Below are 26999 nucleotides of genomic sequence, written 5' to 3'. Positions count from 1 at the left end.
ATTAGATTGAAAGATTGATCCCTATGTTGACAAATTTGTTTTGCGGATACTGCAAACCGTTGTCATCGGCGATTTCAGGATCCACTCCAAATTCTTTCAGGTTATCGATAGAGAACAGGTTATAGCCGTTGATATAAATTCTGGCACGTTGCAGTTTCACTTTTTCCAGCAAGGATTTAGGCAAAGAATACCCAAGTTCAATCGTTCTTGCACGAATGTATTTCACATTGTGCAGCCAGAATGTTGAGTTCTTGTTGTAATTGCTGTGGCCGCCATCATTGTAGCGCAATGCCGGATACTTGCCTGGTATCCATTCGCTGTTCAGGTCAAAAGGATCGGCGCGGCGCCATCTGTCGAGGAATATTTTGTTCAGTGCACCGTCGTTCTGATAGGCCCATCTTTGCTCCCAGTTCTGGTTCCATGAATACATCGCCCCGCCCGAGAAGTCGGCATTGAATGAAATACCCTTCCAGTTTACCGCGAAATTCAATCCAAAGTTGATGTTCGGTTGACCGCTGGTTGTATAGCCAATGGGCCTCTCATCCAGATTGTTGATCACATTATCACCGTTAACGTCTTTATAGATCAGGTCGCCCGGAAGTAATGTGCGGTTTCCCTGGCCATCAATGTTGACAGGATATTCATTAATCTGCTGTACCGACTGGAATTGACCGACCGTTTCGTATCCCCAGAAAATATTGTTATAACGGTCTTCAATGGAAGCTCTGTATTGATCCCACGAGTTGTTAAAAATCGGCTTATAGGACGAGATAAATTTACTTCTCGAAAAAGAAACATTACCTCCAATGGAGTAGCTAATGTCACCATGCTTGCCGTTGTAGGTCAATGCACCTTCCCAGCCTGACTGCGAATCGCTGTTTACATTTTCGTCAGGAAGACTATATCCTAATTCGCTAGGCACCTGCAAATCGTATTTCCGGCCTCTCAGCCCCGTACGAAGGCGGTAAAAGTAGTCAACTGAACCAATCAGTTTGGTGCCTAGTAATGAGAAGTCAGCGCCGATATCGGTGATCTTACTTTTGAACCAGGAAATGTTATTAATGATCTGACCTTTATCGCGCGAAGTAACAACCGGTGTTCCACTCAGGATTGCATTACCCTGGTTGTAGTTATAGCCGGGCAAGTAATCGTAGGCTCCTATACCAATGTCATCGTCTCCCAATACCCCGTAAGAACCGCGAATTTTCAGATCATCCAGAATACTTCCGCCACCCAAAATCCGCTTGACAAATTCCTCTTCCGTAATCCTCCAACCAGCCGACGCCGAAGGAAAATAGCCAACCCTTCTATCCGGTGCAAACTTCCAGGACGCGTCTCTTCTGGCGGATAATTCCACATAATATTTCCCGGCGTAGTCATAATTCACTCTACCGATATACCCTATACGTGCCAGCTCAGTATCGAAATCGTCATAGGTGTCCATTGTTGCAAAGTACATCAGCGGCAGCACATTGGTTTTGGGAACAGAATGCGCCCATTGTTCCTGGCTTCTCTCTTCCTGCCTTTCTGCCACGAACACGGCTCCCATTGTATGCTTGCCAAATGTATTATTGTAATTCAACTGCCCCTGGTACACATTCCGCATGATTTTACGCGTGCGTCGCTCTCTCCAAGGGTTGGTACTCCCGCCTGTCACTTTATAGGAATCATCGGTCGGATTGTAAGTATAAGCCTGATAGGTGTATTCATGGCCGTTCAAAACACGGTCGGCGATATAGTACGAGTACATTCCCTTTGCTACCAAACCTTTGACGCCCGGAATTTTGTATTCCGCATTCATATTAGTTTGCAGCACGCGCCAAATGTCAGTTTGATACCCGCCAAGCTTTTTGTTGTTATATGCCCAATTGGTTTCGTTGTGCTTGATATCATTGAGGTACAACGGGTTATCATTTGCATAAGGACGCTCAAAAGGCCTGTTACGCAAAATTGCAAAACGTGGCAGCCAGTAGTCATCACCACCAGGAATACCAGGCTGATCTCTGGTTTCGATCCGTCCGTTGATCTGAACCCCTATTTTCAGGCCGTCGGTGATTTTAGCATCGACATTGCTCTGAATGTTATTTCTTTTGAATGTGAACTCCCGGCCCAGTACTGAGTTCTGGCCCAGACGTGTCGCAGAAATGTAGTAAGTGATTTTATCCGAACCTCCCGTCATATTCAGGTTAACGGAGTTCAATGGCGAGTTCTTCTTAACGATAAAATCCTTCCAATTAAAGCTCTGGTAGCCCATTTCTGTGCCGGCTTTGTATTTGTCGAGCTCAGCCTGTGTGATGGATGTTTTGCCGAACTGGTTCATTTCCGCCTCGGCTTTCCCCATCATCCACTGGTAGGAGTCATTGACTACATTCGGAAACCTCGACCAGTTTTGCCAGCCGGTATAAGCGTCGAGATTCACTGTATTTTTAGTGCCGTTTTTACCTCTCTTCGTAGTAACTACAACAACCCCGTTAGCAGCCCGAACCCCGTAAATCGCCGCAGAAGCGTCTTTCAGCACCGTAATGCTCTCTACGTCATTAGGCGAAAGGTTATTAAACTGCCCGGCGTCCTGCTGAATACCATCAATTACAAACAATGGATTTCCCATGTTCCTGATCTGTACCGTAGCGCTCGCGCCAGGACGACCGTCGGGCATGCGGAATGTAACACCCGGGATTTTCCCTGCAAGTCCCGAACTCACCGTTGACCCACCGTGAACCCGTTCCAGGTCTTTACTGGTCACGGTAGAAATAGCGCCGGTTAACGATTCTTTTTTCTGAGTACCGTAACCGACTACTACCACTTCTTCCAATGCTTTATCGTCTACTTTAAGAGTCACATCAAAGGAGCTTTGTGCGGTCGTTACCAGTACTTCCTGGGATAAAAACCCTACAAAAGAGAAAATCAGGGCGGTTTCGCCGTTTGGAACGGTAATGGAATATTTTCCTTTTTCGTCGGTCAATGTGCCGGTTTGCGTTCCTTTTAAAACAACGCTTACGCCAGGCAATCCCAGACCGTCCTCGTCTTTCACGATACCTGCAATGGTTTTTTCAATGGCCAAAGCCGATTCGGTCACAACAGTTTTCTCAGGCTCTTCTGCTACTTCTTTTGCAGGCGCGTGATCTGGTTTGATGACGATCAGATCATTTTTTACTTTGAAATGCAGCTCCATTGGTTTCAGTAATGCATCCAGAACATCAGTTAATGTGCTGTTCTGGGCCTTAATGGATGCTCTCCTGCCCGATTGTATCAGTTTGGAGCTAAAAACAAACTTCACATTGGTCTGTTTTTCAAGCTGCGCAAGGATCGTTTTAATTTCTTCATTTTGAATATCAACCGTTACTTTCTGGCCCAATGCAGATTGGGCCCTACTATCATGTGCCCATGAAATGCCCATGAAAAGGCCTGCCAGGATGCATTGAATTAGTGTTATTCGCATGAGCGTAATGAGAAAGTCTTCAAGTCGTCGAACTTTTTTCATATTTTTGAATGAATTTGTTGTTTAAGGAGATTATTCAACGAAATCTTCCCCGTTCATTCATTGTCAAATGAATGTGCAGTAATGTCAGTTACTTTGAGGGAATCAGAGATCAGTCATGCTGGAACATGGCTGGTCTTTTTTTATAGCAATACAGGATAGCTCTACGTCATAGGCAGCTGTTTAGGATAAAATATAGTTTGTTATTTCTGAGTCACTCACTTACATCCTTTTCCAAGGATCGTCACCTGGTTATCCACAATGTCGTATTGGGCATCCAGTGCATTACAGATCACGTCAAGTTTTTCCCTGAATGGCTGGCCTATCAGGGTTGCGTTCAATGGACAGCTGCCCATTTTATCCTTATCATAAATAATCTTCACGTTGTAAACATGTTCCAGTACCCTGAAAACCTCTGATACAGGCGTTTCGTCAAACACAAACCGTTGTTTTGAAATGTCCTTGTCGGACTGCGCTAGTTTGCCAGGTTCTGCCAGCCTGACGATTTTTCCATTCTCGCGGGAAAAAGCGATCATTTCATCGTGGGTTAATGTCAAACCCTGCAATTCAGGCTTGTCCAGTTCTTCGCTCGTCTTTGCCTTGTCCAGATTGTTAATCGAGAATACCGCGACGGTACCCGTTCTCACCTCCACCTTAATGTCCTTGTTTTCCTCAGAAGCGTCGATCATAAAGCTGGTACCGAGTACTTTGGTAGCCAACCCGTAGCTGTATACCAGAAATGGCTTCTCTTTGTTTTTTACAATTTCAAAAAATGCCTTGCCTGTCAAGGTTACCTCTCTTCTTCTTTTATTAGAAGCCTCCGAATAGCTCAAATGACCGCCGGGCTGTAACACTACCGAACTTCCGTCACTAAGAAGTATCATCATGGGCTTATCCGTATCATTGCTTTTCTGAATAGCTCCTGCGCCTGGCAGCGTTTCCTGCGTTTCAGCAATGTTGTCTCTATTACCGTTTGTGTTCTTATAATAAAACCAGTAACTCACCGATCCAATGCTCAATATCAGCGCGGCCGAAGCTGCTACCCTCACCCACCTCCATCCGGAAACGGTTCTTGCCTGAACCAGCGGCATTACATTCTCCTCAGCCGACGGCACGGATTCGTGCATACGGCTTTCCACAGCACTCCACATGCGATCGCTTTGGTTTTTGGTTGGCTGGTCCCTGCCAGTATCTTTCGCCAACAGTATGACATATTCCCTGGCCGACTCAACGGTTTGTCTCTTAGCCGGATGTTTTTCCAGAAAAAGCTCCCACCGCCTGTCACTCAGCGCATCCGGATGCATTACCCATGCGATAAAGTCATCATTTCTGATTAGCTCCGTCAGAGAATAGGGATCATGCTTCATGTGGGGTGCTTTTATCGTCCTTCAAAAGTAAAGAGCGACGAAACCGAAAAATGACCCCTTAGAAATGAAACTTTTTTTAAGAAAAATTCTAAAAAATAAATAACAGGCAGAGAATCAGGGTAGAAATGATCAGCGTCTGGCGATTCTGACGGAGGGAAGTGAGGGCTTTGTAAATGAAGTTGCGCACAGATTTCTCACTGACGCCCATAATGTCGGCAATTTCTTCAATGCTGAAATCGTCGAAGTAACGTAAAGTCAATGCTTCCATTTGTCGGTCGGGAAGCTGGGAAAGCATTTCCTGTATTCTACGTGCACGCATGGATGACGACTCGTCGTCGATCAGGATCGTTTCGGAATTGGAGAGATTGGACGGTATTTCCTGGTCGCCAAGCGATGTAATTTCTTCGGTAATGGGAAACTTGTCCTGAGCCAGGTGGATTCTCCTTCTCAGGGCCCGGTAAAGGTAAAACTTTACAGAGGTAACGTTTTCGGTAAGGTTATTTCTAAGCCTCCATACATCAATAAAAACGTCCTGTACCGCATCTTCGATGATAGCGGAATTCGTGGATAGCTTGCTTCCGTAGTTGTATAAAGTCCGGTGGTATCGCTCAAAGATATTGGTGAACGCCTGCTCGTCTCCCGCACGAATCCGTTGCCACAATTGCTGGTCCGTTTTCTCCCCGGTTAAGGACTCAAAATTGATCACCGCTTGTCTGTTTTTGGTAACAAAGCATAAAGCTAAATATTTATTCTTAAAATGCCATTTAAGAATTTCGGCTTTCGCTCTGCAAACACCCGATAACAGCAGACCAAAAAGTACGAAGCCGCTTTACATTGTCGCCTTGACATTCTGCACAAAACTGACTGAGACACCGACTAGACGAGCCACTTCTTCTATGCTAAAAGAAGTCTCGCTGAGAAGTGTTTGAGTAAACGATATATTTCTCTCAATGCGTCCTCGTTGTACGCCCTGCTCTATACCTTCCTCTTTTCCCTCCTCCTTGGCTTGGTGCAATAAAAATTCTTCGATCCCCATCGTCTTACTTGTGTTATTTGTAAGTGTTTTTATTTCAAATTCAAATTTTTCATTCAATTCATCACTTTCCAATCTTATATAAAATTTCAAAAAAATCATCAGTTTTCCAATTTTGTACTTTGGAATTTGCTTGGAAAACAATCTTCTGGCAAGTTGTACTTTTAGGGAGAACAAATCCTCATCATCCAGTGACTTATCCCGCAATGCAGTCATTACTGTCAAAATAACTTGTGCGAATAGATTGTCGCTTTCTGACAAGGCGTCTTCTGACTGATCCAGTATCTTAAATGAGTTAAATTCAAAAACCAATTTTGTTCCCAGGAAAGATTGCTCGAAATGTGTCGGTCTAAAATTTTTACTTTCATCTGTTAAGATCGCAACTGCCGTTGTTCGTTGCCGATATTTATCCCAGATTCTATAATAGTAAGTAAACATTCTATCTGCGAAAAGGTGATCCTGGTAACCTTGCACTTCAACGTGCACCAGAATCCATTCTTCCATCCCAGCTTTGGTATAAACTTTAATGAGTTTATCGACGTACCTGGGTGCATACTGATGCTTTTCCGGGGGAAAGAGTTGTTCCAGTTCTTTGTCAAGATATTCGAATTGCCTTGAGTAATCGAACAATTCATCTGCACCGGGAAAGAAAAACTTTAAAAAGTCTTCAAAGACATCTTCCAATATGGACTTCCAGAGATTATCATTTCGTTTCACAAATAAAAAAAGGATGTTAGAACATTGATACGTTCTAACATCCTTTTGGTCACTTATCTTAAAAATATCAACTACAAACTTCCCAATTCATGGATCAGTTTCTCAACGTCTTCCACGGAGGTTGCCGGGAAGTTGGCGATGCGCAGTTGGGTAGCTTTGTATTTGCCATAACCGCTCCCTACCACCATTCCTTTTGCCTTGATGTGCTTGATAATGTCAGCAGAAGGCATTTCGGTGTTAGTTACTACCACCGTTTGTGAGCGGTTGGCTTTTTCTTTGACGAAAGTGGAAAAACCGGGTTGCTTTTCAATGAATTTATAGATCAATGATGCTTTGTGCTCCGTTTCCTTACGCAATGTTTGCACCCCGATCTTGTTAAAGTCCTCGGCAATCTTACCCAGCAGATAAATCCCCATTACATTCGGGGTAGCAGGAGTTTCGTTGTTCAATGCATTCTTCCAAAGCGTTGGCAAGTCATTATGTGCGCCAATCGAATATTGATTTCTAATAGACTCAGCCTTTTGCAAACATTTCTCACTGACGATCCATACACCCAGTCCGGCAGGTAATCCAAATGCTTTTTGCACCGAAAAAAATGCCGTGTCGATCAGGCTATAGTCGAGCTCGGGATACGGAGCTGACGATACCATATCCACGGCAATAAACTTGCCCGGGTTTCTCTGTTTAAGTTTATGGATTTCGGCAACAGGCATTTGCACGCCTGAACTGGTTTCGTTGTGCGTCGTACAGATTAGCTCGGCATATTCCGGTACTACTATTTCCGAAGCCACAAAACTTTCGCCCATTGGTTTTTCAAACAGGTGGGCATATTTGTTCAGGGCGTTGGAACAGTCGTAAAACTTCTTCGAGAATGATCCATTCACCAGGTGAAAACTTTCCAGCTCCACGCAGCTAAACAAGATCCGCTCCCAGGCTTCCGAAGCGGAGCCCAAAAACAATATAGCATGGGAATCCGGAACATTTAGTAACGTCCGCAGTTGATCCACGGTAAATTTATGCAAGTCGCGGTACTGCTGGCTTCGGTGCGAGATCGATCCCAGCTGCTCGCTTACGAACGTTTGTAAGTGTTTTTCAAATGTAGGATAGAGCTGGGCGGGGCCTGGTGTAAAAAAAGTGAATGACATGATGATCGGTGGGCGAATTATGGACGATAAAAAAAGTGAACCTGTTACAGTTCACTTTTTGATTTCAACAAAGCCTAGTAAAGCATTCTGAACCGGATGGTTCCTTCCAGTTCTTTCACTTCCTGAATAAATTCCTCAGTGTAATCTTTTGCAATATCCACGATTACATAACCAATATGCTCATTGGTTTTGAGATACTGGCCTGTAATGTTAATGTTATTCTTGCCAAAAATGTGGTTCAACTTCGCAAGCACACCCGGCACATTGGCGTGGATATGCAGCAAGCGATGAGAATCTTTCAGTTTAGGCAACTGAACTTCCGGGAAATTCACGCTTCCATAAGAACTTCCGTTGTTCATAAATTCCAGCAATTTGGAAGGAACAAAATGCCCGATATTTTCCTGAGCTTCTTCTGTACTTCCGCCAATGTGCGGCGTCAGTATTACGTTCGGTAAGCCCAGCAATTCGCTTTCAAACAACTCATCATTGGTTTTAGGCTCTTTCGGGAATACGTCCACACCAGCACCAGCCACTTTTCCGCTCTTCACAGCCTCAGCCAATGCCTGAATGTCCACCACGTGCCCGCGTGACAGGTTCAGGAATATTACGCCGTCCTTCATGAGGTCAAACTCGCGCTTTCCGATCAGGTTGGTATTTTCTTTCCGGCCATCCACGTGCATACTGATCACGTCCGCAAGTCCCAGCAATTCTTCCAAAGAATTTACTTTTCTGGCATTGCCGATTGACAATTTCTCTACCGCATCATAAAAATAAACCTCCATTCCCAGCGCCTCTGCCACCACAGAAAGCTGGGTACCGATACTACCGTAACCCACCATTCCCAGTTTTTTACCCCGAACCTCAAAACTACCATTGGCTGATTTGTCCCAGATTCCCTGATGGAGCTGGTTGCTCTTACCTACGATATTACGGATCAGGAGTATCATCTCACCGACCGCAAGCTCTACAACGGAACGGGTATTACTGTACGGCGCATTAAAAACTGCGATACCACGCTTGGCAGCTTCGTCAAGATCAATTTGATTGGTACCAATACAAAATGCCCCGATAGCCATCAAACGATTGGCATTTTCAAGAACACGTTTTGTAATATTCGTTTTGGAACGGATACCTATAATGGAAACGTCCTTAATTCTTTCGCAAAGCTCATCTTCATCTAATGCACCTTTTACAAACTCTACATTAAAGCCTTGTTCTTCAAAGGCGCGCAGCGCTGCTGGGTGTACATTTTCCAGCAACAAAACTTTGATGCGGCTTTTTGGATAAGATTGGCTTCTGCTCAATTTGTTATCGTACAAGAAGTCGTCAAAAGATGTCGCAATATGGTCTGCAACCGCCATCACGCGCGGCCGCTCTATATTTTCAGTGAAGGCATAAAAACGATTTGCCAGCCCCGAAGCTTTCAATTCATAATCCGTATAACCATCTCCGATCGCATAAACTTCACCCGCAAGATTGAGCGTAGAAAGGATCTTGATCTTTCCGCCGTCTGTTGAAAGCTGGTTTTCTTCGTCGACGCCAATAATGTTACCTTCCTCGTCAAAAACGAATTCGTTGGCATACACGTGATCTTCACGAACGCCCATTTCCGTCGCTATCGGTACAATAAACTCTTTAAAACCGCTCGAAACAATAAATATCTGGTCTGCATTTTCAGTCAAAAACTGTTTGTTTCGCTGAAAAGAATCCGAAATCTTGGTCCTCAGAAAAGAAACCAGGTCGTCGATATGGGAACGGTTTGCTTTCAGCAAAGCAATTCGCTGACGCAGCCCATCCGCAAATGACATTTCGCCATTCATTCCCTTGTTGGTAAGGTCCGATATCTTTTGAACGATCAGATCTTTTTCCGGATGACCTTTCAAGGCAATCGCAGCGAGTTCGTCCAATCCTTCTACTTTCGTAAAAGTGCTGTCGAAATCAATGATAATGTACGGTGGTGGATTGAGAGTTAATGTGGACATGAAGCGGGAAATAACTTAATAATAATCGAGTTGACGTAATTTATATCTCTAAGGGTCCGGTGTTTCTTCAATTACGGTGCAAAATTACGAATCCGTTAGCTATGACGCTAACAAAATATTCTTTGGATGAGTTTTATTGCGGTTTAAGTTTCCCTGACTAAAAACTCCACAGCCCGTTTTTCCGACCAATAACAGCCATCGGCGACCTCAGCCGGCCTGAAACCACAATGTCCACCGTCATTGGTAGCAAGCAGATGAACATTCGAATGGGCCTTCAATTCCGTTAATGGCAAACTTTGGTAAGGTACGATCGGATCATTTTTAGCATTAATGACCATTGTTGGAATTGCAATGTCCTTGATGAAGAATTGGGAGCTGCATTGCTCGTAGTAGTGGTCCGCACTGTTGAACCCATGCAGCGGAGCCGTAAAAATGTGGTCAAAGTCGTAGAGCGTACGCACATGCTTTTGGTCTGCTATATTGATACGCTCAGGAAAATGTACTGCTTTCTCATTCACTTTCGGTCTCAGAGATCTTAAAAACCGATGCATATAAACCCGATTTTCAGGTTGAATGATAGCCAGGCTGCAAGCTTTGAGGTCCATCGGGACGCTGAACACCAGCGCACTCTTGATGCACGCATTAATGCGAGCACCCGACTCGCCCAAATATTTAAGTGTGAGGTTACCTCCCAAACTAAAACCAAGCAGATGAATACTGCTGTATTTATTCTTTTCAAAAGCATGCTTCACGACCAGATCAAGATCTTCGGTCGCTCCGCTATGATAAAAACGGGCAGTCTTGTTCATTTCGCCGCCGCAGCCACGGAAGTTCCAGGCAAGACAATCAAATCCGTGCTGGTTCAAAACCTTCACCATTCCTAGCATATACTGCCGCGTACTGTTACCTTCCAGACCGTGAGAAAGAATAACCAAACGTCCTGATCCCGCGTCATTTCCGTAAGACCAGTCCAGGTCCAGGAAATCTTCATCAGGAGTTACAATTCTTTCTCTATTATATTTTACCCCATTTACTTTTCGGAAAAGTGCCGGGTAAATACTCTGAAAATGCCCGTTTGGGAGCCAGTAAGGGGAAATAGTCGATGCGGTTTCAATCAAGGGCATGCCACAAAGTTTAATTAATTAACTAGAATAATTCTAAGCGATTTTAAATTTTAATCTTGTTTCTATTTTTTTTCTATATACATTTGGTTTTTAAAAAATATAAGATCAATACTAATGGCAGAAGGTACAGTAAAGTTTTTCAATGATTCCAAAGGATTTGGATTCATCCAACCATCAACTGGTGAGAAGGACATTTTCGTTCACGTTTCAGGTCTTCAAGACGATATCCGTGAAAATGACAAAGTGTCTTACGACGTAGAAAATGGAAAAAAAGGTCTGAACGCAGTTAACGTTCGCGTTATCTAAGTTTAGGCATAATAAGACATTTCGAAAGCATGCTGTACTGCATGCTTTTTTTATGCCCATACTTTTATTTTGCCTTGCTCATTTCTTCGTAAGCTTTCTGAATGTCTGCATTCGTAGGCTCGGCGCGCATCGCAGCCCGGCGTTTGTCTACATCTTTCATCCAGCGGTAAATCCACGAAAACCCACCATTGCCGTAATAGTAATCTTTCGATTGATAAACCGGATCAAGCATTGCTTCTTTTAAACTGATCATTTTGTAACCCTTTTTCTGCAACTGGCTGATCAACACAGGCAAGTAGTCGGCATTCAAGCGGTTATCGTGGCACAAATAAATTTGTTTCACCGGCTTCCCGTAGAGCGCGACTGAAAGATTGTCAAAATGGTCAAAAAGCGCCAGTGAAAACTGTACGTACTTTTCGCCAATGGTTTTGGCAGATTTATAATCCTTTTCCCTGAGAGCTTTCTCGTACAGTTGAGTGTATAGCCAATCCTCACTCTCGACTGTGAATGGCGTAACAATGTAATTTTTGCTGTTCAAAAATTGCTTCATACTGGCTTGCGCCGCACTATCCTTCCCCATTCCATTGAACGGAAATCTGAAATATTCGAGCCTTTTACCCGATCCTTTGAGAATTTCACGAGTCAGCGTCTCTCCTTTCACAACATTTTCTTTGAATGCATCAAAACCGATATCACCATAATTGGGATGTGAGTAACTGTGATTGCCCACCGTGATATGATCATTCAAAACCCAGCTTTTTAGCAGCTCCTTGTTCTTATCGAAAGATTTGGTCTGTTTGAGATTGCCTTCATTAATGAATATTGCAACAGGCAATGCAAGCGAATCAAGCCTTTTCAGCAAAATAGAAGAGTAACCATTTGCCTCAAACAACTGCACATTCGGCACATCGTCGATGGTAATGGAAACGCTTCGCTGCTGGGCGAATGCCGTCGTATTGATTAAGAGTAATGCGAGTTGGAGGATCGCCTTTTTCATGATCGGTCTGGATTCTATCTGGCAATTTCTATTTTATATTTCTTTCCTTTCATCTTTTCTGTTGCAATGAGGCTGAGCATTCCTTTCACTTTATTTCGTTTCACAGCGGCAAAAGAAATGTTGTCTTTCACCTCAATAAGCCCCAGGTCCTGTTTTTCAAGCTGCCCTTTTTGAATCAGAAAGCCTACAATGTCCATTTTGTTAAGCTTGTTCTTCTTACCTCCGCTGATGTACACGGTTAGCCACTCGGAAACTGGTGGTACCGGCGATTTTGCCGGGAGATCAAGGGTTTTGAGTCTGGCCGGAATGTAATCCGGTAATTGCTCGTCCTGGTGGGTGAGAATGTACGCGGTACCTTCGGCCATCATACGGGCTGTGCGGCCATTGCGATGTGTGAATTCGTCCGCTTTCATCGGTAGTTCAAAATGGATCACGTGCCTTACGTCGGGAATATCCAGCCCACGCGCGGCAAGGTCCGTCGCAGCCAGGTACCGCACCGATCCATTGCGGAAGCGGAGTAATGTTCTTTCGCGATCTTCCTGTTCCAGCTTGCCATGAAAAAATGCGCAATCAATGCCTTCCTCTTTCAATATTGCACTGATTTGCTCAACGGAATCTCTTTGATTACAGAATATTAGAGTGGCTTCTGCCCCCAAAACGCCCAGTAATTTGACAAGTGCGGGAATTTTATCTTTTTTGTCCGATAATACCTGAACCAGCGTCAATCCGCTTTTCTCCCTTTTTTCATTGACATAATCAATAACTACCGGTGCTTTCAGTCCTGCGAATGAAGGGATTTTAGCATTGGTAGCCGATACAAGAATACGCTTTTTAAGGCCTCGGAGATTCCGGATAATGTCCGTCATTTCCTCCTGAAAACCCATTTCCAGCGACTTGTCAAATTCGTCGAGTATCAGTGTGGAAATTTCCTTTCCCGTAAAAGATTTTCGTTGAATGTGGTCCAGAATACGTCCCGGGGTTCCAATAATCAATGCGGGGGGCTCTACCATACTGCGAATTTCTGTGGGCATGTCGTGCCCGCCATAACAGCAGGTTACCTTCAAACCAGTTGACATTTTTCGCCAAACCTGCTCGATCTGAAGGGCTAGTTCCCGGGTAGGGACCACGATCAGGCATTGCACCTGTTGCACGTCTGGTTTCAAAATACCTGCAATAGGAAGCAGGAAGGCCAGTGTTTTCCCTGAGCCTGTGGGAGATAGGAGTACTACTTCATTGTTTTGCAGAATGGCGTCATTTGCTTCATTTTGCATTGCATTCAGTTCAGCAACGCCTAGCCCATCAAGATTAACGGAACGATTTTCGGGATTTATCATGCCCAAAGATACGCTACTTTGCTACCGATGACCACGCAGGTCACACTTTTCTGATGCGCTGACATTAAAACAGAACCGAATGCTTTGCTGCAAATGATTACAGGATTTCAGATCAGTCGAACAAATCCTCTGAGCGTTCCAGCATGAGAATCGAGGATTGCGGAACGATCACATACTTCTGCCCGTCATATTCCAGATCGATGGCGTTGCGTTGCAGATAAATCGCAAGATCACCTTCCTTGGACTGCAAAGGCATATATTTCACTTTTTCTTCGGTCTCTTTCCAAGGCTCATCTTCCGCCGCAACGGGAATGGGATAGCCCGGCCCCACCTTGATCACATAGCCGCTTTGCACTTGTTCCCTCTCGGTAACGGTGGGAGGAAGGTATAAACCGCTATTGGTTCTGTCGCTCGGACTTTTGGGGCGGATCAATACCCGGTCACCTACCACTATCAAACTTTTTAACCGGTTGTCAGACGTTACTTCGTACATTTTATTGAAAACTTTAATCTGTATAGAAGGGCTGGAATTGCCCTTTGAACATGGGTAACAAATATTTAAGAGCAAATGTTTGCCTATTTATCCCTGCTTTTAAAACTGGAAGTATATGAATTGATTTTCAGTGAGCACACCCAGAAAATAAGTCAGAAAGGCAATGATAGGGAACAGGATAAAGAATACGGTCGTGTTCCGGGTAGGGATTTTTAAATAATAATGTTCCTTGATCAACAGGAAAACGATCAAGAAAACGCAAAACCACATTTCCACCGAATTGAGGGGGGTAAGTATCTTGTCTGAAAAGGACAGATTGGCAATTTCTTTCAAAATAACAACTGATCTGCCAATAGAATTCCGGAAGAAAACCCAGGCAAGCGTCACTAACATGAAAGTCAAAAAAACATTAATCGACCTGAAAAAGAGGTTATCGGGTACATTGATATTGGCTTTTCTCATCCATTTTTCCCTTATAGAAGCTAGTACCTGGTATATGCCATGAAGCCCTCCCCATATCACAAAGCTCCAACTGGTACCATGCCACAGTCCACTTACCATAAAGACAATCAACTGATTACGATATTTCATCAGTTCACCTTTCCGATTTCCTCCTAATGGAATGTACAGATAGTCCCTGAACCATGTGGAAAGCGAAATGTGCCATCTTCCCCAAAATTCCGGTATGGATTTGGCTTCATATGGCGAACGAAAGTTGTCCATCAGCGTAAAACCCATTACCCGCGCCGCACCGATGGCCATGTCGGAATAACCCGAGAAGTCGCAGTATATCTGGAAGGAATAAAATACGGTCGCCGTCAGTAATGTGAGCCCGTTATGCTCCGAAGCAGGATCGTAGGCATAATCCACAACCATGGATAACCTGTCGGCGATGACCATTTTCTTAAAAAGCCCAAAAGCCATTTGCATTAATCCCTGCTTCACCTGCTCAAAGTCGTATTTGAAATACGAATGAAACTGGTACAGCATATTCTGAGGCCGCTCGATGGGACCGGCTACCAACTGGGGGTAGAACATCACATACAGGGCGTAAATCCCGAAGTGCTTTTCTGCGGCCTGGTTACCACGGTACACTTCAATGGTGTAGCTCATCGCCTGAAAAGTGTGAAATGACAGTCCGATTGGCAGGATAACATGTCCCGCTTCGGTTATCATTTCGGCTATTTTCACTGGCAAAATTCTCGTCAATGGCGGAATACCAAACCGCAAGTCCATGGAAGCGAGGATATTGTTGATAGAATCCTGTAAAAAGTCGTAGTACTTGAAAAAAGCAAGGATACCAATGTTAGAGATCAAACTGATGATCAGCAGTAGCTTTTTTTGCTTTGCATCTTGCGATTTTGCTATCCAGATACCCGCGTAGTAGTCGATGACGATGGTCCCGAATAGTATCAGTATAAAAACCGGCTTGAAAACCATGTAAAAATAGCAACTGGTTGCCAGTAAAAGCATCCAGCGGCCACGCCAGGACAGACTGAAATAAGCCAGCGTAACGACAATAAAGAATAGGATGAATTGGATCGTGTTAAACTGCATCAGATCAAATGTACTCGCGGTTGACTATTTCCTCTTTGATGATAAATAATGGACGGTTTTTGGATTGGAAAAATATGCGCAGCACGTATTCCCCGATAATTCCGAGGGCGAGCAGCTGCACTCCGCTGAATAATATGATCACAAAAAGCAAGGAAGTAAAACCTTCAATGACGTGCGAGAAGAACATTTTCTTGATCACAACAGTCATGAAATAAACGAGCGAGATCAGGATAGCGGTAATTCCTACCCGGCTCATGAACTTTACCGGAAATTCACTGAAATTGAAAATACCATTATAAGCCAGCTGAAACAGCTGCTTGAATGAGTACTTGGATTCTCCGGCAGCCCGGGCATCTCGCTCATACTCGAAGCCGATCTGCTTAAATCCGATCCAGGAACGCATTCCCCGCAGATAACGGCTTTCTTCGGGCATTTTATTAAGCACATTCACAACCCTGCGACTGATCAGCGCGAAGTCACCACTGTCCAGCGGAATCTCGACATAGGAAATGGAACGAAGGATCCGGTAGAATAAATGGTAACCGGTTTTCTTGACAAAACCTTCCTTGCGCTTTTTGCGGACTGCATATACCACGTCATTTCCGTCCTTAAGCAGCTTGTAAAACTCAGGAAGCAGCTCTGGCGGATCCTGCAAGTCTCCATCAATGACAAAAAGTGCCTCGGTACCTCTTGCCGCAGAGATACCAGCCGTCAATGCCAGCTGGTGGCCGTGATTTCTGGATAAAAACACACCGTGGTACCGTTCATCGGTCAATGCCAGCTGCCTGATTTTGAGCGCAGTATCATCCCTGCTACCATCATCGATCAGCACTACTTCTATTGCCAGCGGACTGGAATCCATCAACGCATTGATACGCTTCACCAGCAGAGGAAAAGACTCGGACTCGTTATAAAGCGGCGCAACAATGGATATCTGAGGGGTTTTCAATATGATACTGTTTTCAATTGGACCTATGGCGGCAAAAATACACCTTTCAGTGCATTATCGAAATATTCATTTATTTAAGGTATTGTGATTTTTCTAAGAATGCCTCCCGTTGTCTGTCCATTCCGAACGCGGATTATTCCCAGATCGTATGTGCCCGGTAGCAGTGAAGTGAATGGAATTTCAACATCTGAACCCTTGTCATACTGCCGCAAAACATTCCGCCCGGAGTACTTGTGCGGCTCCATTTTGAAAAAGTAAAGCTGTTTATTATTTCTGACAAATGCATATTGACCACTTGCCCGGTTGAACGACATTGGACTTACCGAATCGTCGATATAGAACGCCTTTTCACGGTCAGTAATGGTTATTTCCTGCTGAAAAGGAGCATTCCCTTGCACGGAAGCTGTTTTGGCGACCAGCGCGGACACTTCGGCAGGGTACTTATAAACTCCCAAACGCACCATGTCCTTCATCAAATCATCCACATATCCGGCGCTTTTTGAATAGGGAACATGTCCCAGCCCAAATCCATTGTGCTCCTGATTGTAGCCATTTACCATTAAGTACTTATGCCTTTCGGAGATTACCGGCAAATAACTGTAAATCGAAATGCACCAGATAACAATGCCGGTGACACAAGTGAGTTGAAATGCCCGTTTCTGTAAACTTTGCCGGTTGGTTGAAGCTATGAATGTCAGGTAGGCAATGGTCAGGAACAATGCTGGGTACATTTTATAGTTGCTGACGATCATCACAAAAAAGCCAAATCTGGGCCGCAGCAGACCGATGATTAATGCATTGACTAATAAAAATGTCAGAATCCCCAACAAAAACTTTTGAAATGCTTTGGTTTCAATGTCGGTTTCAAAACTAGAACCTGATATACCGGAAGCATTACGTGGCCAGCCTAATGTTTGAGTCAGCCAGGGAGTGAGTTGACGAAGAAGCCAAATTACAATCCATATCATCACCAGAAAACCCATCATTACCGGCAATGCTGAGCGTACGACGATGGTTTTCTCCGGGAAAAAGTCAAATAAACCGCCCAGAAAAGCAAAAAAGCCCAATACTGATAAATGTGGATACTTCGCAAAAAACGCCAGACTGGATTCGTTACCCTGTGCCGACAACCCATAAAAATAGAAGCCAACAGCTAATGCCCCCGCCACACACCATACCGCCAGATGCTTGTAACGAAAGCTCAGTAACAATACGACCACGCCCGCAGGCCAGACAAATATTCCGTTACTCATCGCATAAGTAGCGCAAACCGCCGCCAGCACTGCCCATCCAAAACGGTTTTTGGATAATAAAAACATGGACAGGCACACGAAGAAAACCACCGGCTGATGCTGCAAACTGCAAATGGCCCAAAGGAAAACCAGGTGATATTGTAATTGGAAAAGCAAAAACGGTACCGGCAGAAAATACCACCAGCTGAGCTTGCTCTTTTTAAATGATTGCCAGAAAATCGCAAGTGTACCTAATGTAAAACACGCGCCCGCAATGTGAAGGAAAGTAAAATTAAGGTGCCCGGTAATCCAGTAGTAAATCAATGTTACCAGCTTTCCGACGATCATTCGATGCTCATTATTAGGCTGAAATAGTAGTTTCAGCCGGTCGGATAGCGATGCGTCGGTGATCCATTTGTGCAGAAAATCCGGGAACGGATCGAAATCGTCGTACCAGGGCAGATTGATGGAATAATATAAAATGACAAATACCCAGAGTAGAACAGGTACCGTCATTCCGGCGACAATAAGAAGCTTGCTATTTCTGTTCACCTTCACTATTTTTCATATAAATGGCCTTTTTGCCATAATAGCCCGCGAGGCACTTATTCCACCAATGGTCTTTGTTTGTCTTGATATCGTCATCGTAAAAAATCGACAGCGGTTTTGCCATAATTGGTGGCAGATAGACGACATCTTCTTTTGAATTTTTTAGTGTTTCATAACGCGAAAACATTTCCCTGTCAAATGCGGCTGCACGGCCTTTCAGTAAATCGGTGTACATCATTCGCACATTGGTGCTTTTGAAAAAAGACAATGCAATGGAAATCACCAATATGCCGTACAATGCTCCGTAACGCGCCATTGAGAAATGTAACTGCCCTGTTTTCACTTTTCGGAAATAATGGAATACCACACCGACCACATAAAACCAGCCAATCAGGAAGAAGAAATAAACGCAGTTAATGATCCGTGGTGATGGATCGATGCCGACTCCGTAGTAATTAGGAAAAAGTTGAGCGGCAAGTACTCCTATAAACAGCAATACTGCATACCAGACAGGGATCGAAAAGTAATTTCTCGCGCCTTCGGACAACCGGGATAGCACCACCAGCCAGGCCACAGAGAAGAAAATCAGGGGCGTCTTGAAAATCCAGTCATAGCTCAGGAATGCAAGCTTTTTGAATGATGAAATGGCCGAAAACGGAATGTTGCCTCCCAGAGGATTAGTACCGATCCGGGCACTGTTCCCGGGTGCGCTGAAATAGAAATAGCACGAAAGCAGCGAGACCGCGAGCATCGCAATCATGAAACCATCGACTTTCCGATGGTAAAGCAACCTGTAAACCCACCATGCGCCGATCAGCAACATAATCGTCAAAAGTGTTGATTCACCACTGCCAACCACCGCAAAAATCATGAAACCAGCCAAGCCCCCGATGAGAATTCTGGCAGACTGCGTATCCTGGCGGTACCAGCGCAAAACCAGCACGATCCAAAACAGAATAAATACACTGGGAATGGTGAAGGTTACAAATGATGCCATCCAGTAAAATGCCTCAGCCATACTTGCCATTTTCAACGCATACAAGAAGAAAACGACCCCGGCAAAACCGATATGCGCCATCCTCGACAATGTGGGGGTCAAGTGCCGGAACAGGCTGTACAATGAAAACAGCACCGTCAGCAACAAGATCGCCGGCAGTACTTTAAATCCTGTGATGGAATGAAATATTAACGGATTGCTATGGTTGAGGAAAATACCAAAATAGCGCCCTGTCCAGCCGGAATAGTAATAATTCATGGCTTCGAGCCAACCAAACTTGAATACGGTATCAATGTAACAATAATCGTCGGCGGGGGATGGGTGATTGAAATACGAAAGTGCGAGCAATGGTACAAGCACGGTCAGCATCAGGATAATGTTAATCCAGTTACCAACGATCCTGTATTTTCTATAAAATCTATTCATTGACAGTTTTTTCAATAATGTAACGTGGGCGGCCTTTTACTTCTTCATAAATTTTACCAATGTATTCCCCGATCAGGCCGAGTGCCATCATATTGGAGCCGCTGAAAAAGGTGATCGGCAGCATTGTGGATGTCCAGCCGGGGACGGTGTAGCCTACCAGGTATGAGAACAAAATGTATACGACAATGGCCATGGCTACCAAAAAGTTAAAAAAGCCAAAGTAAAGCACCAGCCGCATTGGAAATGTAGAAAACGAGGTAATTCCGTTCCAGGCAAAGAGCAGCATTTTGCTCAATGGATATTTGGTTTCACCAGCCTCACGTTCCAATCTGTTGTAAAAAACCTTATCATTTTGGAAACCAATCAGCGGCACGACGCCCCTCAGAAAAAGGTTGATTTCTTTATAATTGCCCAGTTCCTGCAACACCCGGCGGTCCATCAGCCTGAAATCAGCGTGGTTGAAAACAACCGGAACGCCCATTTTTTGCATTAAAATATAAAATCCTTCCGCGGTAGACCGTTTAAACCAACTATCCGAACTTCTGTCGCCCCGCACGCCATACACCACCATTGCGCCGTCCCGATGTTTCTCGATCATGGCAGTAATGGCATTGATATCATCCTGCAAGTCAGCATCAATCGTGATAAAGCAATCGAAATGATCCATGTGTTTTTCAAGTCCGGCCATGATGGCGCTCTGATGTCCGAAGTTTCTGGACAAGCCTACCCCGATCACATTAGGGTCCTGGCGGCAAAGATCTTCAATAATATTCCAGGTCCGGTCCCTGCTTCCGTCATTCACAAAACATATTCTGCTATCCTGAGCGATAAGCCCTTGCTGTTTGATGCCGTTGAAGTAGATGTTTAATTTAGAATAGGTCAGATACAATATCGCTTCCTCATTGTAGCATGGTATTACTAAAAGTAAACGGGCTGGATTCATATATATCCTTTTGATTGAGCGACAAAAATAGCAGTAATAAGTTAATATGCTCCTTTTCCTTATCCGACCCGGCTCAATAAGGTCTATTTCTTCATCTCAATTATTTTCCGGTCACGTTTCCCAAAGGTTGTCCTCATCAGCAATGGATAAAGCAACACTGCAAGCAAAATGAGCAAGGTACCCAGATAAAATTCTTCCGTCATCCGCTCTTTTTCACCAAAAAAGAAAAAAGCAAGCGCGATACCATACACCGGTTCGAGATTGATAGTGAGATTGATCAGATAGGCCGAAAACTGCTTCATGAGCTGTGTAGCCATTGTACTGGCATACACTGTACAGATCAATGCGAGAAACAATATCCAGACCCAATCCTTGGCAGCGGGAATATAAGGCTCGCCTCTCGTCCAACCCTGCCATTCCGAAATCCCCAGAAACACAAACGAAAAGGCAGTAGCGCCGATCATTTCGTAAAAAGTAATGGTGTAAGCACTGATCCGCTGAACAAGTTTGCTGTTTGCGACCGTAAATACAGCTGCCAGCAAGGCGGAAGCCAATGCCAACGCGAGTCCCAGCGCGTGGTCGAATTCAAATTTGAAGACTACGTATAAACCTGCAAAAGCCAGAATCCCTAACCCTACTTCCAGCAGACGAACCGGCTTTTTGCTTACCAATGGCTCGATCAGGCTGGTCCAGAGGGAGGTGGTTGCCATTCCTGCGAGGCAAACGGAGGCGGTGGATATCCGCGCCGAAGCAAAGAAAAGCATCCAGTGAGCTGATAATACAAACCCCACGGCAAGCATTCTGATGAGGTCTGCGCTGTCGGTTTTAAATGTTTTTTGTTTGAAAAAAATAATAAACCCCAGTCCTGCCGCCGCGAAAAGTGTACGATAAAACACCAATGCGACCGGAGAAATCGTAACCATTAGCCCTACAATGGCCGTAAAGCCCCAGATCATCACCAGGAAATGCAAATGTAAGTACGACCGCAGGCTGGTGGATGAAAACATATCAGCGGGGCAATGTTTTGTATAAAACCACTCCGATCAATGAAAAAACAATGTTGGGCAGCCATACTGCGAACAATGTATTGATCGTACCTGCTTCCGCCACACCTTTTGACAAAAGAAAAAAGAGAATGTATATAAAGGCAAGCATGAAGCCAAGCGCAATCTGCCACCCTACGCCTCTCCGGCTCTTACGGGCGGACACAATCACCCCAATGGCCGTGAGGATCAAAATCGCGAAAGGCTGCGTAAAACGAATGTATTTTTCAATGAGATACACTTCCAGACCATCAGCTCCACGGCTTTTCAGCAGATCGATATAGGCATTCAGCTCGGGTAATGTGAAAGTCTCGAACAGGTTATAATCGCTTTCAAAATCCTTGGGGGAAAGATTGATCGTCGTATCGATCTCCATCCCGCTGCTTAGCTTTTCCCCTAAACTATCCAATGTTCTCACCTGGTAATTTTGCAATGTCCATTTGCCTTTTTTGGGCTGCCAGACGATTTTATCGGCATAAAATTTTTGTACAAGCTGCGTGCCTTTGATGGTTTCCATCGTAAACTTATTCCCGGTTTTAGTACCGGTGTTATAGCTTTCCAAATAAGCGTACACGTCGGGAGCGATGGTAATGTGTACATTATGTCCGCTGAAATAGAATTCCTGCTTGACGTAGGTCTTCTCGAAATTGTTACGGATCTTATTCGCTTTTGGTAAAATCCATCCTACCTGCAAAAATGTAACCGCACCGAGGATCACCGCGCCTACCATATAAGGCAGCAACATGCGTCCAAAACTGATACCGCTGCTGAGCATCGCAATAATTTCTGTCCGGGCGGCAATGCGGGATGTAAAAAATACGGTCGCAATAAATACCATCAGCGGACTGATGTAATTGATCCAATAGGGAATGAGATTGAGGTAATAGTCAATGAGGATCTCATTGAGAGGCGCCTTTTTATCCAGAAAGTCATCTACTTTTTCCGTGTAATCGATCATGCAAATGATCAGTACGATCACGAACGCCACGAAAACATAGGTTATCAGGAAATTTTTGATCAGATAGCGATCCAGAATTTTAAATCTCATGGCTGGGTTGGTCTCATCGGCGCTGTACCAATAAATTTTTAGATACCTCGAGACTGATAAACAACGTTTGACCGCCGTTTATTTGTACAGAAGCGGACTTATCATATTCATTAATTTCTTTGACCTCCAAAACTGCACCCAATGTAATTCCCGAACGGTCCAGATGTTGTAAAAATGAAGGAGCGTGATCCAGTACGCCCATCATCAGCACTTTTTCGCCGATCTGCGCATCCGTCAGGATACGATAATCTGGTTCAGTGAGGTTTCCTTTTGCATCAGGGATGGGATCGCCGTGCGGATCGAATTTGGGATGACCGAGAAAAACATCCAGTTTTTCCACGAGAACTTCCGATGGTATATGTTCCAGCTCTTCGGCAATGTCGTGTACTTCATCCCACCCGAAACCCAGCTTTTCAACCAGAAACACCTCCCAGAGCCTGTGTTTGCGGATCACCTTGATCGCCACTTTCTCACCCAGCTCGGTCAGCGTTACGCCCTGGTATTTTTTGTAATTGATTAATCCTTTTTCCGCCAGCTTACGTAACATATCTGTAACGGATGCCGCGCGGGTCGCTGTGCTCTCAGCAAGCGCATTGGTACTTACTTCTCCACCGTCGCGTCCGGAAAGCGAATGAATGATTTTTAGATAATTTTCTTCTGTGAAGGAGTTCTGCATTGCAAGTTGGCATTAGCTGCCTGATCTGATTATTACAAAAGTACGATTTACAAATCATAAAATAAAAAATTTAGACTAACCTAAAAATATATTTAAGAATTTCTGTATCTTTGTTTTCGGTAAACGAAATTGTTTATTTCGAACGCTCACAAAAATGATAGACAGCCTAAAAGAAAATAGATCATTGCGAAATAAGATATTAGACGATACCGACCGTCTTGCCTCTTTGTCAGAAGTTCATTCATCTATTCCCGTTCCCGAAGGAGCAGGATTTTGGAAAAAATTGATGGCTTTCGCCGGGCCCGGCCTGATGGTATCGGTCGGCTATATCGATCCGGGAAACTGGGCCACCGACATTGAAGGAGGTTCACGATTTGGCTATGCATTACTATCGGTTATCCTGATTTCCAACCTGTTTGCAATGCTTTTGCAGCATCTTTCACTCAAATTGGGGATCGCATCCGGCCGCGATCTTGCGCAAGCCTGCCGCGACTATTATTCCCGTCCTGTATCTTTTGTGCTGTGGGTTCTCTCTGAAATTGCCATTGCTGCCACAGACCTCGCCGAGGTGATCGGTTCTGCTATCGCGCTCAATCTGCTATTTGGCCTTCCGCTGCCGGTTGGGGTTGTGTTAACCGCTTTTGATGTACTCATTGTCCTTTACTTTCAGCAAAAAGGTTTCCGCATTATTGAAAGTATCGTCGCAGGCCTGATGACCATCATTCTGCTGAGTTTTCTGTACGAAATGATCGTATCCCAGCCTTCTGTTTCCGGTATGCTGGGTGGATTGCTGCCTAAAAAAGAAATCGTCACCAACCCGGGAATGCTTTATATCGCGATCGGAATTTTGGGCGCGACAGTCATGCCGCACAATTTGTACCTGCATTCCAGTATCGTACAAACCCGTGCATTCAAAAGAACCGAAGAAGGTAAAAAATCGGCCATCAAGTTTGCTACCATCGATTCAACGGTTTCTCTTGCACTTGCTTTCTTCATCAACGGATCTATCCTGGTATTGGCAGCCACTGCTTTTCACGCAAATGGTCACCTTGAAATTGCTGACATTACCGACGCCTACCATTTACTCGACCCGATTTTGGGTGTAAGCCTTGCGGGCATATTTTTCGCATTGGCGTTACTCGCTTCCGGCCAGAGCTCTACATTAACAGGCACATTGGCCGGGCAAATCGTAATGGAAGGGTTTCTGAACATCCGCCTGAAACCCTGGCTTCGCCGCCTGATCACCAGAGGAATTGCCATCGTACCGGCACTGATCGTTTCTTATCTTTATGGAGAAAGAGGTACCGCCGAGTTGCTGGTTTTCAGCCAGGTTATCTTATCGTTGCAGTTGAGTTTTGCAGTCGTCCCACTCGTACTTTTTACTTCAAATAAGGGAATAATGGGCAGCTTTGCCAATTCCAAAATGGTAACTGCCGCCAGCTGGGTAATCACATTGACGATCATAGGCCTCAATGGCTACCTGCTTTTCAACACTTTTACCCGCTAATTTGCTGGTTGACAAATTAAATTTGTCATTGAGGGTAACTTCTTTGCATGCGGTTTCCTAACTTTCGCCGTTTTTTCGATAAAAGGTGAATGGAATCCAAGCATAATTTAGACAAAGTAACGGCCGCAGGCATACTGGTTGCGTTCGGTATCATTTACGGAGACATTGGCACCTCGCCTCTGTATGTAATGCAGGCCGTTATTGGACCTGAAAAAATCACAGAAGAAATTATTTATGGCGCATTGTCCTGCATTTTCTGGACACTCACCTTACAGACTACCGTTAAATATGTGATTCTGATCCTGCGTGCTGACAACCGGGGTGAGGGTGGAATCTTCGCACTTTATGCGCTGGTTAGAAAACATGCAAAATGGCTGACAGTCCCGGCAATTCTGGGGGGAAGCACGTTGCTTGCAGACGGTATCATTACTCCGCCCATTTCAGTTTCATCGGCCGTTGAAGGTCTCAAATTGCTCTATCCTAATATACAAACCATTCCGATCGTCATCGGGATACTGACGGCGATCTTCCTGATACAAGCTTTTGGAACAAAAATCGTCGGAAGGGCATTCGGTCCTTTAATGGTCACCTGGTTTGTGATGCTTGGCGTTCTGGGGCTTGCGCAAATTATGCAGCATCCGGCCATTTTTAAGGCTTTCAGTCCCGTTTATGGATACGAACTGCTTACCCAACATCCCGGAGGTTTTTGGATGCTGGGCGCTGTTTTTCTTTGCACCACAGGAGCCGAGGCTTTGTATACCGATCTCGGACATTGCGGACGCGGAAATATCAGGATCAGCTGGATTTTTGTCAAAAGCTGCCTGCTTCTTAACTATTTCGGACAAGGTGCCTGGCTCTTGTCGGAAGTCGGAAACCTGCTCGGCGGACGTAAGCCTTTTTATGAGATCATGCCCGAATGGTGGCTCCTTCCAGGTATTATCATTGCAACGTCGGCGGCGATTATTGCCAGCCAGGCGCTGATTTCAGGCTCATTTACACTCATTTCAGAAGCCATACGGCTCAATTTCTGGCCAAAAGTCAGGCTTATTTATCCAAGCGATCAAAAAGGGCAGCTATATGTTCCCAGTATCAACTGGTTGTTGTTGTTGGGCTGCGTAGCCGTTGTTCTTTACTTTAAAGAATCTGCCAATATGGAGGCCGCCTACGGTTTGGCAATTACGCTGACGATGATCATGACCACTATCCTGATGTCATATTATCTGTATGTCAAAAGGGTTAACCTGTGGATTGTTATTGCATTCATGCTCTTGTATCTATCGATCGAAGGGCTGTTTTTGGGAGCCAATCTGCTGAAATTTACGCATGGTGGCTGGTTTACTATCCTCGTCGGTGTAATGGTAGCAGGACTAATGACCGTCTGGTTAAAAGCATTTTACATTAAACTTCGTCTGACCGAATACACCAAACTCGAAACGTACCTGCCTGCATTGCATGAGCTGAGCAGGGACATCAGTATTCCAAAATACACGACGCACCTGGTATTTATGACCAATGCCTCGCGTGCTACCGAGATCGAAACCAAAGTCATTTATTCTATTTTCCAAAAGCGGCCCAAGCGCGCCGATGTGTATTGGTTTATCCACGTAGACATTACCGATGATCCGTATACAATGGAGTACAAAGTCCTTTCCGATGATGATAACAATGATAATGTGATCAAAATCAACTTCCGCCTCGGGTTCCGGGTGGATCAGCGGATCAATATGTTTTTCAGGAAAGTGGTAGAGGATATGGTAATGAACAAAGAGGTGGATATTACCAGCCGGTACGAATCCCTGAGCCGCCAGAACATTACCGGGGACTTCCGTTTTGTAGTACTGGAACGCTTCCTTTCATTTGAAAACGACCTGCCGTTCATAGAGCAGCTGGTCATGAAAACCTACTTCTTCGTGAAAGATTTCACCACGCCGGAGGATAAATGGTTTGGCTTGGACAGCAGTTCAGTGAAAATCGAAAAAGTGCCACTGATTATTCGTCCCGTGGAAAATATTAAGCTGAGAAGGGTTCTTTCCTGATCACACTGGTTACCAAAAGGATCAATATTGCCAGTAACATTGCAATCATTGATCCTTTTG

At 44.7% G+C, this 26999-nt stretch carries 21 protein-coding genes; 3 read left to right on the top strand and 18 right to left on the bottom strand.

The features are described 5' to 3' along the window. Position 1: 1 nt before the first annotated feature. The 7 genes from ON006_RS30355 to ON006_RS30325 all read right to left on the bottom strand — a co-directional run bounded on the left by ON006_RS30355 (position 2) and on the right by ON006_RS30325 (position 10846). Positions 2-3481 (bottom strand): TonB-dependent receptor, encoded by a 3480-nt coding sequence (locus ON006_RS30355; RefSeq protein WP_244822113.1) that lies wholly within the window; start codon positions 3479-3481, stop codon positions 2-4. A gap of 215 nt (positions 3482-3696) precedes the next feature. Continuing rightward, positions 3697-4845 carry a FecR family protein gene (locus tag ON006_RS30350; protein WP_244822114.1) on the bottom strand — a complete coding sequence of 383 codons (1149 nt, stop codon included), beginning with the start codon at positions 4843-4845 and terminating at the stop codon, positions 3697-3699. Between the two features lie 88 nt (positions 4846-4933). Beyond that, a complete protein-coding gene (locus ON006_RS30345; protein ID WP_244822115.1) occupies positions 4934-5551 on the bottom strand; it encodes an RNA polymerase sigma factor in 618 nt (205 codons plus the stop codon). A 123-nt stretch (positions 5552-5674) separates the two neighbouring features. Then, the gene (locus ON006_RS30340; protein ID WP_244822116.1) at positions 5675-6595 is read right to left on the bottom strand and encodes an RpnC/YadD family protein; all 921 of its coding nucleotides are present in this window, start codon (positions 6593-6595) and stop codon (positions 5675-5677) included. Positions 6596-6666: 71 nt separating this feature from the next. Continuing rightward, positions 6667-7740: an aminotransferase class V-fold PLP-dependent enzyme gene (locus ON006_RS30335; protein WP_244822117.1), complete on the bottom strand. Its 1074-nt coding sequence runs from the start codon at positions 7738-7740 to the stop codon at positions 6667-6669. A 74-nt stretch (positions 7741-7814) separates the two neighbouring features. Continuing rightward, the gene (gene serA, locus ON006_RS30330) at positions 7815-9722 is read right to left on the bottom strand and encodes a phosphoglycerate dehydrogenase (RefSeq protein WP_244822118.1); all 1908 of its coding nucleotides are present in this window, start codon (positions 9720-9722) and stop codon (positions 7815-7817) included. 143 nt (positions 9723-9865) lie between these two features. Beyond that, positions 9866-10846, bottom strand: a complete 981-nt coding sequence (locus tag ON006_RS30325) for a YheT family hydrolase (protein ID WP_244822119.1) — start codon at positions 10844-10846, stop codon at positions 9866-9868. Positions 10847-10960: 114 nt separating this feature from the next. On the opposite strand from ON006_RS30325, the gene ON006_RS30320 reads away from it, so the two are divergent. Next, on the top strand, positions 10961-11152 hold the full coding sequence (locus ON006_RS30320; RefSeq protein ID WP_026630672.1) for a cold-shock protein: 192 nt from the start codon (positions 10961-10963) through the stop codon (positions 11150-11152). Positions 11153-11216: 64 nt separating this feature from the next. Here the strand turns inward: ON006_RS30320 and ON006_RS30315 are convergent, their stop codons facing one another. From ON006_RS30315 to ON006_RS30265, 11 genes are all read right to left on the bottom strand, one after another. Next, positions 11217-12149: a polysaccharide deacetylase family protein gene (locus ON006_RS30315; protein ID WP_244822120.1), complete on the bottom strand. Its 933-nt coding sequence runs from the start codon at positions 12147-12149 to the stop codon at positions 11217-11219. A 14-nt stretch (positions 12150-12163) separates the two neighbouring features. Then, positions 12164-13483, bottom strand: a complete 1320-nt coding sequence (locus ON006_RS30310) for a DEAD/DEAH box helicase (protein ID WP_244822121.1) — start codon at positions 13481-13483, stop codon at positions 12164-12166. A gap of 112 nt (positions 13484-13595) precedes the next feature. Next, the gene (locus ON006_RS30305) at positions 13596-13976 is read right to left on the bottom strand and encodes a co-chaperone GroES (protein WP_244822122.1); all 381 of its coding nucleotides are present in this window, start codon (positions 13974-13976) and stop codon (positions 13596-13598) included. A gap of 99 nt (positions 13977-14075) precedes the next feature. After that, positions 14076-15533, bottom strand: coding sequence for an MBOAT family O-acyltransferase (locus ON006_RS30300; protein ID WP_244822123.1), 1458 nt, complete (start codon positions 15531-15533; stop codon positions 14076-14078). Between the two features lie 4 nt (positions 15534-15537). After that, positions 15538-16482: a glycosyltransferase family 2 protein gene (locus ON006_RS30295; RefSeq protein WP_244822124.1), complete on the bottom strand. Its 945-nt coding sequence runs from the start codon at positions 16480-16482 to the stop codon at positions 15538-15540. Between the two features lie 74 nt (positions 16483-16556). Beyond that, positions 16557-18266 (bottom strand): hypothetical protein, encoded by a 1710-nt coding sequence (locus ON006_RS30290; protein ID WP_244822125.1) that lies wholly within the window; start codon positions 18264-18266, stop codon positions 16557-16559. Then, entirely contained in the window at positions 18253-19686 is a 1434-nt protein-coding gene (locus ON006_RS30285; RefSeq protein WP_244822126.1) for a DUF6056 family protein, read from the bottom strand. Before ON006_RS30285 ends, ON006_RS30290 begins: the two co-directional genes overlap by 14 nt. After that, a complete protein-coding gene (locus ON006_RS30280; protein WP_244822127.1) occupies positions 19679-20629 on the bottom strand; it encodes a glycosyltransferase family 2 protein in 951 nt (316 codons plus the stop codon). The genes ON006_RS30285 and ON006_RS30280 overlap by 8 nt, the downstream gene beginning before the upstream one ends. Before the next feature lie 83 nt (positions 20630-20712). Further along, the gene (locus ON006_RS30275) at positions 20713-21636 is read right to left on the bottom strand and encodes a DMT family transporter (protein ID WP_244822128.1); all 924 of its coding nucleotides are present in this window, start codon (positions 21634-21636) and stop codon (positions 20713-20715) included. Between the two features lies 1 nt (position 21637). Next, positions 21638-22720 carry an LptF/LptG family permease gene (locus tag ON006_RS30270; protein ID WP_244822129.1) on the bottom strand — a complete coding sequence of 361 codons (1083 nt, stop codon included), beginning with the start codon at positions 22718-22720 and terminating at the stop codon, positions 21638-21640. Positions 22721-22733: 13 nt separating this feature from the next. After that, complete coding sequence (locus ON006_RS30265) at positions 22734-23396, bottom strand: metal-dependent transcriptional regulator (protein ID WP_244822130.1); 663 nt, start codon at positions 23394-23396, stop codon at positions 22734-22736. A gap of 154 nt (positions 23397-23550) precedes the next feature. On the opposite strand from ON006_RS30265, the gene ON006_RS30260 reads away from it, so the two are divergent. Beyond that, entirely contained in the window at positions 23551-24903 is a 1353-nt protein-coding gene (locus tag ON006_RS30260) for an Nramp family divalent metal transporter (protein ID WP_244822131.1), read from the top strand. 89 nt (positions 24904-24992) lie between these two features. Further along, positions 24993-26939, top strand: coding sequence for a KUP/HAK/KT family potassium transporter (locus ON006_RS30255; RefSeq protein ID WP_244822132.1), 1947 nt, complete (start codon positions 24993-24995; stop codon positions 26937-26939). The last annotated feature ends 60 nt before the right edge of the window (positions 26940-26999 follow it).

This window comes from Dyadobacter pollutisoli (assembly GCF_026625565.1).
GTDB lineage: Bacteria > Bacteroidota > Bacteroidia > Cytophagales > Spirosomataceae > Dyadobacter > Dyadobacter pollutisoli.
This window is presented reverse-complemented; position numbering and strand designations above follow the sequence as displayed.

Bases quoted from the DNA above. Each gene is read 5' to 3' on its own strand.
- ON006_RS30255 (WP_244822132.1), top strand. From the start codon at position 24,993: ATGGAATCCAAGCATAATTTAGACAAAGTAACGGCCGCAGGCATACTG.
- ON006_RS30270 (WP_244822129.1), bottom strand. From the start codon at position 22,720: ATGAGATTTAAAATTCTGGATCGCTATCTGATCAAAAATTTCCTGATA.
- ON006_RS30300 (WP_244822123.1), bottom strand. From the start codon at position 15,533: ATGCAGTTTAACACGATCCAATTCATCCTATTCTTTATTGTCGTTACG.
- ON006_RS30310 (WP_244822121.1), bottom strand. From the start codon at position 13,483: ATGATAAATCCCGAAAATCGTTCCGTTAATCTTGATGGGCTAGGCGTT.
- ON006_RS30315 (WP_244822120.1), bottom strand. From the start codon at position 12,149: ATGAAAAAGGCGATCCTCCAACTCGCATTACTCTTAATCAATACGACG.
- ON006_RS30305 (WP_244822122.1), bottom strand. From the start codon at position 13,976: ATGTACGAAGTAACGTCTGACAACCGGTTAAAAAGTTTGATAGTGGTA.
- ON006_RS30285 (WP_244822126.1), bottom strand. From the start codon at position 19,686: ATGAATAGATTTTATAGAAAATACAGGATCGTTGGTAACTGGATTAAC.
- ON006_RS30355 (WP_244822113.1), bottom strand. From the start codon at position 3,481: ATGAAAAAAGTTCGACGACTTGAAGACTTTCTCATTACGCTCATGCGA.
- ON006_RS30335 (WP_244822117.1), bottom strand. From the start codon at position 7,740: ATGTCATTCACTTTTTTTACACCAGGCCCCGCCCAGCTCTATCCTACA.
- ON006_RS30280 (WP_244822127.1), bottom strand. From the start codon at position 20,629: ATGAATCCAGCCCGTTTACTTTTAGTAATACCATGCTACAATGAGGAA.
- ON006_RS30260 (WP_244822131.1), top strand. From the start codon at position 23,551: ATGATAGACAGCCTAAAAGAAAATAGATCATTGCGAAATAAGATATTA.
- ON006_RS30275 (WP_244822128.1), bottom strand. From the start codon at position 21,636: ATGTTTTCATCCACCAGCCTGCGGTCGTACTTACATTTGCATTTCCTG.
- serA (WP_244822118.1), bottom strand. From the start codon at position 9,722: ATGTCCACATTAACTCTCAATCCACCACCGTACATTATCATTGATTTC.
- ON006_RS30325 (WP_244822119.1), bottom strand. From the start codon at position 10,846: ATGCCCTTGATTGAAACCGCATCGACTATTTCCCCTTACTGGCTCCCA.
- ON006_RS30350 (WP_244822114.1), bottom strand. From the start codon at position 4,845: ATGAAGCATGATCCCTATTCTCTGACGGAGCTAATCAGAAATGATGAC.
- ON006_RS30320 (WP_026630672.1), top strand. From the start codon at position 10,961: ATGGCAGAAGGTACAGTAAAGTTTTTCAATGATTCCAAAGGATTTGGA.
- ON006_RS30265 (WP_244822130.1), bottom strand. From the start codon at position 23,396: ATGCAGAACTCCTTCACAGAAGAAAATTATCTAAAAATCATTCATTCG.